This window comes from Paenibacillus sp. J53TS2 (genome assembly GCF_018403305.1).
Classification (GTDB): Bacteria; Bacillota; Bacilli; order Paenibacillales; family Paenibacillaceae; genus Fontibacillus; species Fontibacillus rhizolycopersici.
The window spans coordinates 555,890-567,589 of the sequence record NZ_BOSK01000001.1 but is presented as its reverse complement, the minus strand read 5'-3'; the positions used below and the strand labels follow the sequence as shown (position 1 = coordinate 567,589).

Annotated in this window: 9 protein-coding genes; 5 read left to right on the top strand and 4 right to left on the bottom strand. The window is 59.8% G+C overall.

Annotated elements, in window-relative coordinates:
• Position 1 precedes the first annotated feature (1 nt).
• Positions 2-775, top strand: coding sequence for a pseudouridine synthase (locus KJS42_RS02660; protein ID WP_213621891.1), 774 nt, complete (start codon positions 2-4; stop codon positions 773-775).
• A 423-nt stretch (positions 776-1,198) separates the two neighbouring features.
• On the top strand, positions 1,199-2,014 hold the full coding sequence (locus KJS42_RS02655; RefSeq protein ID WP_155605062.1) for a Cof-type HAD-IIB family hydrolase: 816 nt from the start codon (positions 1,199-1,201) through the stop codon (positions 2,012-2,014).
• Here the strand turns inward: KJS42_RS02655 and KJS42_RS02650 are convergent.
• The 4 genes from KJS42_RS02650 to KJS42_RS02640 form a co-directional block, all read right to left on the bottom strand.
• The gene (locus KJS42_RS02650) at positions 2,006-3,289 is read right to left on the bottom strand and encodes an MFS transporter (RefSeq protein WP_213621890.1); all 1,284 of its coding nucleotides are present in this window, start codon (positions 3,287-3,289) and stop codon (positions 2,006-2,008) included. The genes KJS42_RS02655 and KJS42_RS02650 overlap by 9 nt on opposite strands.
• A gap of 142 nt (positions 3,290-3,431) precedes the next feature.
• Entirely contained in the window at positions 3,432-4,016 is a 585-nt protein-coding gene (locus KJS42_RS02645; RefSeq protein WP_155605064.1) for a DUF2087 domain-containing protein, read from the bottom strand.
• Positions 4,017-4,157: 141 nt separating this feature from the next.
• Positions 4,158-4,253, bottom strand: coding sequence for a sporulation protein YjcZ (locus KJS42_RS23075; protein WP_193415011.1), 96 nt, complete (start codon positions 4,251-4,253; stop codon positions 4,158-4,160).
• A 119-nt stretch (positions 4,254-4,372) separates the two neighbouring features.
• A complete protein-coding gene (locus tag KJS42_RS02640) occupies positions 4,373-5,806 on the bottom strand; it encodes an RsmB/NOP family class I SAM-dependent RNA methyltransferase (RefSeq protein ID WP_213621889.1) in 1,434 nt (477 codons plus the stop codon).
• Between the two features lie 166 nt (positions 5,807-5,972).
• On the opposite strand from KJS42_RS02640, the gene KJS42_RS02635 reads away from it, so the two are divergent.
• Genes KJS42_RS02635 through KJS42_RS23265 form a run of 3 tightly spaced genes read left to right on the top strand, consistent with a single transcriptional unit; the run spans position 5,973 to position 11,657 of the window.
• Positions 5,973-7,094, top strand: coding sequence for a glycosyltransferase family 4 protein (locus tag KJS42_RS02635; RefSeq protein WP_155605066.1), 1,122 nt, complete (start codon positions 5,973-5,975; stop codon positions 7,092-7,094).
• 19 nt (positions 7,095-7,113) lie between these two features.
• The gene (locus KJS42_RS02630) at positions 7,114-8,463 is read left to right on the top strand and encodes a metallophosphoesterase family protein (protein WP_213621888.1); all 1,350 of its coding nucleotides are present in this window, start codon (positions 7,114-7,116) and stop codon (positions 8,461-8,463) included.
• Positions 8,460-11,657 carry an AAA family ATPase gene (locus tag KJS42_RS23265; protein WP_213621887.1) on the top strand — a complete coding sequence of 1,066 codons (3,198 nt, stop codon included), beginning with the start codon at positions 8,460-8,462 and terminating at the stop codon, positions 11,655-11,657. The genes KJS42_RS02630 and KJS42_RS23265 overlap by 4 nt, the downstream gene beginning before the upstream one ends.
• Positions 11,658-11,700: the final 43 nt, after the last annotated feature.

Below are 11,700 nucleotides of genomic sequence, written 5' to 3'. Positions count from 1 at the left end.
GATGAGTGCCGGCAAGAAAACGCAACGGTTGGATAAAATTCTGGGAAATCTCGGTTATGGAACCCGATCGGAAATCAAAAAATACGTCAAACAAGGCCGAGTCGCGATCAACGGAGCGGTCGTTAAGGACAGCGGCATCCAGTGCGATCCTGGAACGGATGTGGTGGAGCTGGACGGGGAGCGGATTTTTTATCGGGAGTTTGTCTACTTGATGCTGCATAAACCGCCCGGTGTCATCTCAGCTACTGAGGATCGGCGGGAGAAAACCGTACTCGATTTGCTCCCGATGGATTATCAAGTATTCTCGCCTTTCCCCGTCGGGCGACTGGACAAAGATACAGAGGGTCTACTGCTGCTGACTAACGATGGTCAACTGGCCCATGACCTGTTATCCCCCCGCAAGCATGTACCCAAAACGTACGAGGCTGTCGTCCTCGGCCATGTGGGCGATGCGGAAGCCGCGAGCTTCCGGGAGGGCGTGGAGCTCGACGATGGCTACGTCACCTTACCCGCCGAGCTAGAGGTGCTGGAACACGGAGCCGAAGCGGACGGAACCCGCATCTCCCGCATCCAACTGACCATCTCGGAGGGGAAATTCCACCAGGTCAAGCGGATGTTCGAGTCCGTCGGTTCCCGGGTCACATACCTGAAGCGCCTGTCGATGGGGCCTCTCCTTCTCGATGAGTCTCTGCCGCTCGGCGCCTTCCGCGAGCTGACCGACTCCGAGCTGGAGTCGCTGCGCACGTACAAAGGCACCGGAGCTTCAAAAGGGTAACTAGCGATTCGCTCTACAGTGAGCGATTCCCGAAGGGAGAGCGCCTTAACAGCACGAAGTTGAAGGATATAGGCCGAACGTTGCAGTCACCGCTATGCAGGCGCGCCCGAAGTAGAGCGTGCCCGTAGGGCGAAAAGCGGCTTGTAGCACGTTTGCCTGCCCAGGTGAGCCGACAGAAGTAGGGATGAGCAGCACGGTTTACCAGGTTGAACGGGAACGCCTAAAGTAAGACGTACCCGAAGGGGGAAAAGCGTTCCACGAGCCAACTTAAGCGAATCCCCGCAGGGGAGAGCGTGCAGGAGCACCTCATGCACTCCCACGTTCCTCCCCTTTGCGGGAGACCAGAGGGCAGCAGGCCCTCGGGCCCCCTCCCTTACGGTAAGGGAGGGATGGGGAGGGTTGAGTCAAGAAAGGAGACCACACATGAAATACAAACTGATCGCATTAGATGTAGACGGCACGCTGCTCACCGACGACCACGTGTTGACCCCGGGAACGATCGAGACGATTCGAGCCATCGCGGGGCAAGGCACGGAGTTCGTGTTATGCACCGGCCGGGCTCCGCGGAGCTCGATTCCCTATATGCGCGAGCTTGGGTTGGAGGGCTATGTGATTAGCCATAACGGGGCAGCCACGGTGGATGTGCGGACCGAGGAGATCGTCCACGAATTCGCGTTGAATCCGCATGGACTTGAGCCGTATATGGAGTACTGCCGAAAGAATCACGTTCATTTTGACGTCAATACCACCTTTGCGCTGTATGTGGAAAATGCGGCAGGGCTCACGAAGGAAGCGCTGGACATGTACCACAAATTTCTGATGGAACCGGAAGATATGCCGGGTTGGGCCGATTTCAGCGAACCGATCGTGAAATTCACTGTCGCCGGCGAGATGGATCAGCTGGACCGCGTGTACTCGGATTGGAGCCAATGGACACAGGAATTCAATATGCTGCGCAGCGGCGACTTTTTCATCGATTTAATGCATAAAGAAGCTTCCAAAGGGGCAGCCCTGCAGAAGCTGGCAGAGAAGCGCGGAATCCCTGCCGAAAACGTCATGGCGATCGGCAATTATTATAATGACTTAACGATGCTCACCTATGCCGGGTTAGGCGTAGCTATGGACAATTCTCCGCTGGATGTGAAAGCGGCGGCCAATGCCGTGACCGCCTCGAACAACGAGGAAGGCGTGAGGCAAGCGCTGGTAAAGTATGTTCTAGGAGATGTTCCATCAGGGTGAGAGGGTGGTCTTCTTCTCGGTATCGGACAAGGAGTGCTCAATTGATCTCGGACGGTGCAGCAGCCAGCCGAGGCTTACACTGAGACCGAGCAAGACGAGAAACAATCCTCCGGTGAGCCCCAAAGTTCTAGGCGTCACCACTTCAAGCAAGAAACCGGCGGCGAGCATGGCGATACCCATTAAGGTGTTTTGCAAGGTGGCCAATCCGCCGAAGAACCGTCCCTGCCATTCGGTTGGAATCAACTGCATCAGAACCGTTTCGTTGCAGGCGTTGCCCACGCTAGTGATGACTGCCGATAAGGCTAACAGCAAAATGAGCAGGAGAAACGAAGGCGATTGACTGATCATCACTTGGAAAACCCCTTCGATCAACACGGTCAGGACAGCGGCCGTCCGCATATAGCGGGCCATTCTGCCGGTGAGTCCGGAGCCGACCAGCATCCCGGCACCCAGCGCTCCATAGAGTAATCCGATGCCGATATCTCCCATACGGAACACTTCGGCGGCGTATACGCTGATCAGTACATTAAAGATTCCATCCGCGATCGGCCAAACGGCAAACACGATCAACATGATCCGCAAAAAGAAGGATTGAGTGAGCAACCGTCGGAGTACAGCGGTTTGGCGGGGCCCGAGCGTCGGCGCTGGCGTCGGCGTGTATATTAGCTCGCCGGAATTGATCTCTGCGGCTGCCGACCGCTTGGCGGGATCAAGGCGGAGGAGCAGCAAGCCGGAGATCAGGAAGGACAACGCGTTGAGTACGAAAGACACCTGTCCGCCCACTACGGCAGCAAGGATGCCCCCTGTGACAGATCCACCGATGAGCACGAAACCGACCATAGCCTGTTCCAGGCTATTCACCGCCAGCAGGTGATCTTGGCGTACAAGCCGGGGGATCAGCGACATGCGGGCTGGGGCGTAAATGGCCTCCCCTGCGGACAAGGCAAACGCGCTGGCATAGATGATCCAGATATCCCCAGGATTGCGGACCAGTAGCGGGGTCAGCGCAAAAAACAAACGAATGACATCGGTGAAGATCATGATCGTTTTCTTGGAGAAACGGTCGGCGAGCAGTCCGCCGAGCGGTCCGAAGACGAGGTATGGAAACAGGCGGACCGCAAAGGTGATGCCGACGGCTAGGCCTGAGCCGGTCAGCGATAATAGCAAGCCGAGGACGGCCACTTGGCTGAACCGGTCGCCGATGCCGTTGACCAGTCCGGCTGCAAACAGACGGCGGTAAGAGGGTTCCTGGCGTAGGATTCGTAAGGAATTCATGGGATGAGATCACTCCTTTTCAGAGAAAACAACAGTAGTGTTATAACTATCTAATTAAATGATCATCTAATTTAGTGGGCAAAAAAAGGCAACGAGGCGATAAGCGATGCCTCATTGCTTGACCGGCACAATCCGCTAGCGATTAGGATGAGCTTTTACCCCAAAGCTCCGGCGGGTTCAACTCGTAAATGTCATTTTCGCGGTACATGAAATGGTTCATGATAAACTCGCGGCGAATCGTGGCGTAATCCTCGTGGTAATTCAGAATGTATTCGTTGATTTCTTTCTCTTTATACTTGCGGTGCGGTTCCAACCCCTTGACGAGGCGTTCAAGAACGATCAGCTTTTTCTTGCGTTGGGCCGGCAGATGCTTCAAAGTGCCGTTCTTGTTGAAGAAGTTGTCCAGCACCGCGGCTTTACGCGCCGCTTCTTCGTGTTTGTCCTCGGCCGCTGGGAGCGCCTTGCCGATATTCAGGATCGCTTGAGCCTGAAGGGCAAGGCTTTTTTCGTTCAGATAAAAATAGATCGTATTCTTATCCCGGCGCTCGTACACCAAGTCGGCTTCTCGCAGCTTGGTCATGTGATGCGTGATCGTCGGCGGCGTGACCCCAAGTTTCCCCGCTAGGGCCTGACCATGGAGGGGGCCGTTCTGTAGCAGTGCGATAATGCGGATACGAGTGACATCGCCCACCGCTTTGTGGAAATTGACCAACCGGTCCAGCTGCATTCTGATCCCTCACTAATTCGATATTTGTATAATTAGATGATCGTATTATTCCATGCGCTGGTTTCCTTTGTCAAGGGAGGCAAAAAAAATAGCGGTGGAATCCATGCAGGATTCCAGCCGCTTTTCAGGCATGTCGTGGCATTAAACTAAAAGGGTACGGGAAACGATAACGAGCAAGATGAACAGCACCAAAATAGCTCCCGTTGAAGTGAAGCCTCCTCCGTAGATTTCACCCATTGTTATTCCTCCCTTACATCAGGATAGGTTTCCCGTTGATCACGAGATAGTGTATTGTATGCTGCCTGGGAGGGCGCGGTCTGGACTAATGTCCACATTGGATAGATTGGGCGGGGTGCCTAATGCCGAAGGCCTTTGGGCAGGTGGTTCTTCAGCTGTCCGCCGCTGGCTTTGCCCCAGCCCAGCGGGTATTGGCCCTCGCCGCAGGCGAGGGTCACGAGGTGCCAGCCGCGTAATGTTGCTGGCACCTCCAGCGTCTCGCCGCGCAGGAAGGCAGCGGCGAGGGGAGAATCCTCGCCGAGCGTCCATACTCGCGGGGCGGCTTCGGCGGCGTTAAGCGCCACAGCTAGCGCATGAGCGGGCTCGAACCGGCCTTTGCGGACATCGCCGAGGTGCAGCCCGGCGCGTGGGACCTTCAGGCCGGTCAGGTGTTCCGCCGTTAGCGCCAAGCCGTCGCTAGCCGGCAGGAGGTATAGCGCCTCGCCGAACAGAAGCGGGGTGCCTCCGACGGGAAGTGAGAAAGCCGGGAGCTCGTCCGCCGCCCAAGCGCGGAAGCCTTCTAAGGCAGCAGCGGCGCTACGTTCCACTGGGCCGGAGCGACCCCCACGGGCGGCACGTCCACGATCGCGCACATTGCTGCGTCCGGTGTCTGCGCGTCCGGCACTGCCGGGGTCCATCGTGCCGTCCTTTTCCGCATTATCCCGCTCAATCAGGGCGACGTAATGGCCTTCGCCCTGCTCACGGTGCGGCCAGATTCGTTTCTCGGCGATCAGACGCAGGAAAGGATACGCCATCAGCAGGCGAGCGATGGTATCCTCGTTCTCTTGGCGATTAAACGTACAGGTAGAGTAGGCAAGGCGGCCACCGGGTTTCAGCATCGCCACGGCGTCCTGCAGGATGTCCCACTGCCGTGCGGCACATAACTCCACCGAATCCGGCGACCATTCGCGAATCGCCTCGGGATCCTTGCGGAACATGCCCTCGCCCGAGCAAGGAGCGTCCAGCATAATGCGATCGAAGGCGAGCGGAAAGCGGGCCGACAGTGCCGGCGGCGCTGCCTGAGTCACGACGGCGTTCCGGATGCCGAGGCGCTCGACGTTCTCTGCCAGGATTCGCGCCCGCTGCGGATGGATCTCATTGCTGATCAGCAGGCCTTGTCCGGCCATTTTTGCAGCGATTTGGGTCGTTTTTCCCCCGGGGGCGGCGGCCAGATCCAGCACCGTTTGACCGGGCTGCGGATCCAACAGCTCCACGGCGGACATCGCGGACGGCTCTTGAATATAATAGAGTCCAGCGGCATGGCAGGGATGTTTGCCCGGCCGGGTCGACTCTTCGTAATAATAGCCCGTCCCGCACCAAGGCACCGGACGCAAATCAAATAGCTCCGCGAGCTTGCTTGCTGCCGTAGAAGACGGGTTCATTTTCAGTGTATTCAGTCTCAGTCCGTAGGCGCGAGGGGCGGCATAGCTTGCGAGAAAGGCCTCCGCTTCGGCCGGGCCGAGCATGGCCGTCACCGCTTCCTGATAAGCGGCCGGCAGGGATGGAATGGTCATGATTGCTGCTCCTTCCGAATAAACGGATTATCCGTCACTTCAGCAGTTTATCATATCGCTTTTTATTCTCAAAAGGGGAATGGATGTTCCTTCTTGCCTATGGCATAATGGAAAAAGAAGCGGGTTTTATCGCACAATCGTAAACGACATGCAAAGGAGAACCTCAATGAAACTGCTGCAGGCTTTATTTTTCCCGCCGGAACAACCCGGGGGCGTATCGTCGATGATTCCGTACCTGCAAGACCGGTTTAATCCTCCCCATTGGGAGATGGAATTATTTTCTCTGCCGAAACGGATCCGTTCGAAGGGGAGCGATCCCGTTATTTTTCATACCTTTGATTGGCAGCAGTACGGGGAGAGCCCGATCGTGCAAAAATACGTTCAAACCTATCGCGACTACTTGTGGTGGACGAAGCTTCGGTTGAAGCAGCCTTACGATGTGATCCATGCCCATCATCCGATTGCGGGACTAGCGATGAAGGAAGTGTTTCCGCAAACCCCGGTCATCCAAAGCATTCACTCTAGTTATGAAAAAGAACTCATCTTGAACGGTCGCATCCGGGAGAACGGGCCGGAGCACCGGTTTCTTACTTCGCTGTACCGCGAGCTGGAGCATCGCGCCGACCGGATGTATACCGTTTCGCAATCTTTTGCCGATTACCTGACGCCTTATGTGGACGATGCCGCAGCCATCGGCATTATTCCAAACGGGTTTGACGAGAAACGGTTTAAGCCGATCCCCCATGATAATGAAGTCGCCCAGTTGGTCACCGTCTGCCGCCTCGTGCCTGCCAAAGGGTTGGATACGTTGCTGCAGGCCTGCGCGGAGTTGAAAAGACGCGGACATAACTATGTGCTGCATATCATCGGCGACGGTCCGATCCGCCAAGAGCTGGAGCAACTGGCGCAGCGTCTGGGCATTTATGATGAGACGATATTTTACGGGTACACGCTGCATCCGGAGGAATTCATGCCATTCTTTGATATTTTTGTGCTGCCGTCGCGGGCGGAAGCCTTCGGTTCGGTGTTCGCCGAAGCGGCGCTCTGCAGCCTAGCGCTCGTCGGGACGGAGATCGGCGGGATTGCCGAGCAAATCGAGGACGGCGTGAACGGTCTCCTGGTCCCGCCTGAAGATTCGAAAGCTTTGGCCGTAGCGTTGGAGAAGGTCATCATGGATCCAGATTACCGCTATCAGCTGGCCCGCAGCGGGTCGGAGAAAGCCAAAGCCCAATACTCGTTAAACCGGGTTGTACATGAATTGAAGAAGCTGTACTTGCAATTCAAATAAGGAAAGAGTTGTTGCACGAATGAAAGCCTTTCGTTTTCTTCACGCGGCCGATTTGCATCTGGATACCCCCTTTTCGGGGATGTCCGGCGTGCCGGATCGGCTGCGCGGGTTATTGAGGGAATCCACTTTCGCCGCCTTTGACCGGTTGGTCCGGCTTGCGATTGAGGAAGCCGTCGACTTTGTCGTGATCAGCGGGGATATCTATGATGCTTCGGACTCCTCACTGCGTGCGCAGCTACGCTTGCGCGAAGGCTGGGACAAGCTGGGGGAGCATGGCATCCCGGTCTATATGATTCGGGGGAACCATGATCCCTTATCTGGTAGACGGCTAAGATTGGCGCTGCCTGGGCATGTTTATGAGTTTGGTCCTCGCGCGGAAAGCGTCACCGCAGTAAGGCGGCACGATGGGGAGCCGGTAGCGGTGCTGACCGGGACTTCTTATCCGACTCCGGCAGTACATGATAACCTGGCGTTGCAGTATCGGCGCGAGCCGGGTTCGGTGCTCTATCACATCGGGCTGCTGCATGGAAACGTGGACGGTCAAGAGGGGCATGACGCTTACGCACCGTGCTCGCTCCGCGATCTAGAGGCCTCGGGTTACGACTATTGGGCGCTGGGTCATATCCATAAGCGGCAGATTCTTTGCGAGTCGCCGTGGGTGGTGTACCCTGGCAACATCCAAGGTCGCAGCCTCAAGGAGACCGGCCCGAAGGGCTGTTATCTTGTAGATGTGGCGGAGAACGGGGAAGCTCGGTTAACGTTTCGGAGACTTGATCAAGTGCTATGGATGGAAAGCCGACTTTCGATTGACGGGTTGACCACCGAAGAAGCTTGGAAGGGAAGCGTAGAAGAATGGCTGGACGAGCTGCGGGAAGCCGAGCCTGGACGAATCACGGTGGCTCGTCTCACGTTCACCGGACGGGGACCGCTGCATACGCTGCTGCAGTCCGGGCCGGAAGCAGCCGAGCTGCTGCAAGAATTGCGGCGCAAGGAAAGCGGACGGCTCGAGGAAGCCGGCTTCGCTGCGGCGGATGCGGGGGGCTTGATGCCAGGGGAAGGGATCGTTTGGCCGGCAGGCTTCAAGCTCGAGACCGGGGTGGAGCTGGATCGCGAGGGCCTAATGGCGGAGGACAGCTTCCTCGGCGAGCTATTTCGACTGGGTGAGCGAACGTCGGCGGAACCCGAATATGTGGATGAACTAGTTCGTGCTGCGCTGGCACCGCTCTCGGACAATCGTCAACTGCGGCGGCTGCTGCAGGAGCAGGATCCGGAGGCCAAGCAGGACCTGCTGCGACGGGCTGAAGAACTGGCGGCTGCCCTGCTGAACGAGGATACGCCGTTTCCGCGAGAAGGGAGAGGGGCTTCATGAAGCTGGAACGCATGCAGGTCAGCGGCTTTGGTCGCCTGAACGGACTGGACGTAGAGCTTCCCGGTCAAGTGACGGTGTTGTACGGTCCCAACGAGGCGGGAAAAAGCACGCTGCTCGGTTTCGTTCGAGCGTTGTTGTTTGGCATTCCTTCTCGGGCATTGGCCGCCGAGCGTTATGAGCCGCTTCGGGGCGGAGCGCATGGCGGGGCGTTGACGGTCCTTGGCGATGACGGGGCCCGTTGGCTGATCGAGCGTTACGCGCAGCCGCCGGAGGGTCGGAATTTACCCGGTACACGCGGGGATCGGCTGCGGATCACGCGCAGCGATGCGAACGGGGAAGTGCGGGAAGCGACGCAGGAGGAGATGCAGCGAGAACTGCTCGGAGGCATGTCGAAAGCGATGTTCAAGCAGCTGTTTGCCGTGTCGTTGACCGAGCTGCAGGAAGTGGGAGCTTTGCAGTCGGAGGAGCTCAGCCGATACCTATTTCACGCGGGTATCGGCGGTGGGGCTGCGGTGCTGCGCGGGGAGAAAAGACTAGTCCAGGACATGGACAAACTATATCGGCCGCGCGGACGGACGCAGGAAATCGCCCAGCTCCTTCAAACGGTAGAGCGATTGGAGCGCGAGGCCGAGGCCGCTAAAGCGTTGCTGCCGCGGTACAACGATGTGCTGGAGGAGCTGGAGCGGCTGGCGGCGCAGCTGGCGGAGGCCGAAGCAGCCCGCACGGCGAGGGGCCGGGAAACCGCCCGCCTGCATAAGGCGGCGGCCAGCCGGGCCGATTGGCTGCAGCGCGAGGCCATCCGCGCGGAGCTGGCGGCGCTACCGACGGTCACCCGCTTCCCCGCGCAGGGGGCGGCGCGCTGGCAGGCGCTGCAAGCGGAGCGTGAGCGCCTGGCGCTGGAGCGCGGCGAATGGGCCCGGCGGCGGGAAGCGCTGCAGGTGGAGCTGGCGCGGCACCGCCCGGATGCGGCGGTGCTGGCGCAGGAGCCGGCGCTGCGGCAGCTGGCCGGCCGCCTGCCGGGCTACGAGGCCCGGCAGGGCGAGCTTGCGGAGCTGGCGGCGGAAGCGCTCCAGCTCGAGCGGCGGCTGGCCGAGTGCCTGCGCAGCATTAATCCGGCATGGGGCGCGGAGGAGCTGCGCGCTTTTGCCGGAACGGTGGGCGAACGGGAGAGCGTTCGCCGGTTTGCGGCGCGGTTTGCCGCGTACGACAAGGAGATGGAGCTGCTGCGGAGCGAGCGCTCCAAGCTGGAACGAGCTGCGGCAACCGCGGAGAAGACCGGCGCGGCGGCAGTCGCGCGGGTAGAGTACAGCGCCGCGGAGGGGCGGCGGCAGTTCGCCATGCTCGTCCCGCAGCAGCCGGGCGAAATCCGCGCGCTCTGGAGCGAGCTGCGCGGCGAGCTGGACCGCTGGCGGGAAGGCGCGGGCCGGCAGGCATCCGAGCAGCTGGCGGCGGACGCCAGGGCGCTGGCCGCGGCACAGATGCGGGCGCTGTACCGCAAGCTGCTCGCCGGGAGCGGCGTGCTGACGATGGCGTTGCCCGTCATTCTGTGGCTCACGGCGGAAGCGCCGTGGGGCGCCGTGGCCGCGGCAGCCGTGCTGCTCGGCCTGGACGCCGCCCTGGCGCTGGCCGCCTTCCGCAGCGCGCCGCCTGCCGGCGAGCGGCGGCTGCGCCGCGGTTCGGCCGCGCTCGGCGCCGGGGACGACGCCGGCCCGGAAGCGCGCCTTAGCGCGCTGCTGTCCCGGCTCGTCCGCCATCCGCAAAGCGCCGCGGCCGCTTCCCGGTCGCGCAGCGGGGCCGCCCCTTCGTCCGGTCTGATGGACTGGGGCGAAGAGGAGCGGCAGCTGCGCCGGCTGATGGAGGCGTGGCTGCTGTGGGATCAGCGCCACGCCGCGTTGGAGGGCCAGGCGGACGTCGCCCTCCAACAGGCATCCGCTGTCCGGGACGAGCTTGCGGCTACCCAGCGCGAGTTGTCCCGGCGCGAAGCGGACTTTGACGAGCTTGCGAGAGAGTGGGAGGCCTGGTTGGTCGAGCGGAGATTGTCCGCTGATCTATCCCCGGAGGCAGCGTCGGACGTGTTCCGCTTGGCGGAGCAAGGGCGGGACGGGTTAACCCGGTTCGACGGACTGACGGCCAAGATGGCGGCCTTGCGGCAGGAAAACGAGCAGTTTGAGCAGGAATGCTTGGCCTATGGAAGCGAAGAAAAACCTGATCAGGCAGTTACGGTTCTGCGGGAAGCATTGGCCCGGCTGAACGGCGCCATCGAAGAGAAAAGCCGACTGGACCAGCTATCCGCCAAGCTGCAACCTCTGGAGGAAGAGGGGCAGCGCTTGGACGATCGCTTGCACCAGGTTCTTGAATCGGAGCAAGCTCTGCTCGCCGAAGCAGGCGCTGGAGATGGCGAGGAACTGCTGCGCCTGGACGCGGCGCGGGAACGGCGGGATGCTTTGGAACGCGATCTGCGTCAATTGGAATTGATGTTGTTCGCTGGACTTGACGAAGCCAAGCAAGCCGAGCTGGAGCGGCTTTTGCAAACGATGGAGGAATTAGAGCTCCGGCAGCAGCTGGAGATGTCGGAGCAGGATTTGCAGCAAGCGGAAGTGTTGCTGGGGCAACTGCAGGAGAAGCGAGGACGTCTGCTGCAGGAGCAGGAAAATTTAGCAGTCCGCTGCCGGCGGGACGATCTCGTACAGCAGTTGGAGGAACAGCGGGCAGCCCTTAGCGACCGTCTCGATCAGTATGCGGTCATGGCCGTTTGCCATGAGCTGATCGGCCGTGCGCGCCGGGTGTATGAAGAAGAGCGACAGCCAGCGGTGCTTCAGGCGGCTTCGGGGTACTTTGCGGAAATGACCGGCGGCACTTACCGGCGCATTGTCATGAAAATGGGCACCCAGGAGCTGATGGCCGAGCATACGGAACTTGGGCCGCTCGAGAGCGCGCTCCTCAGCCGGGGAACGGCGGAACAACTGTACCTGGCGATGCGGTTGGCCTTGTCCGAAGCCGTGTCGGGGCAAGGTTCGCTGCCATTATTGCTGGACGATCTGTTCGTTAACTTCGACGAAGGCCGCCTTGAAGGGGCCTTGTCGGTACTGCGGAAGGTTGCCGATCGCCAGCAGATTATGATGATGACTTGCCACGAGCATGTTGTCCGGCGAGTTCAAACGCTGCTACCGGCTGCGAACATCGTGCGGATGTAGGAGATACACACAGGGAGCCGTGGTTGCCAGAAGACCCTCGGGG

Bases quoted from the DNA above. Each gene is read 5' to 3' on its own strand.
- KJS42_RS23265 (WP_213621887.1), top strand. From the start codon at position 8,460: ATGAAGCTGGAACGCATGCAGGTCAGCGGCTTTGGTCGCCTGAACGGA.
- KJS42_RS02645 (WP_155605064.1), bottom strand. From the start codon at position 4,016: ATGCAGCTGGACCGGTTGGTCAATTTCCACAAAGCGGTGGGCGATGTC.
- KJS42_RS02635 (WP_155605066.1), top strand. From the start codon at position 5,973: ATGAAACTGCTGCAGGCTTTATTTTTCCCGCCGGAACAACCCGGGGGC.
- KJS42_RS02630 (WP_213621888.1), top strand. From the start codon at position 7,114: ATGAAAGCCTTTCGTTTTCTTCACGCGGCCGATTTGCATCTGGATACC.
- KJS42_RS23075 (WP_193415011.1), bottom strand. From the start codon at position 4,253: ATGGGTGAAATCTACGGAGGAGGCTTCACTTCAACGGGAGCTATTTTG.
- KJS42_RS02655 (WP_155605062.1), top strand. From the start codon at position 1,199: ATGAAATACAAACTGATCGCATTAGATGTAGACGGCACGCTGCTCACC.
- KJS42_RS02640 (WP_213621889.1), bottom strand. From the start codon at position 5,806: ATGACCATTCCATCCCTGCCGGCCGCTTATCAGGAAGCGGTGACGGCC.
- KJS42_RS02650 (WP_213621890.1), bottom strand. From the start codon at position 3,289: ATGAATTCCTTACGAATCCTACGCCAGGAACCCTCTTACCGCCGTCTG.
- KJS42_RS02660 (WP_213621891.1), top strand. From the start codon at position 2: ATGAGTGCCGGCAAGAAAACGCAACGGTTGGATAAAATTCTGGGAAAT.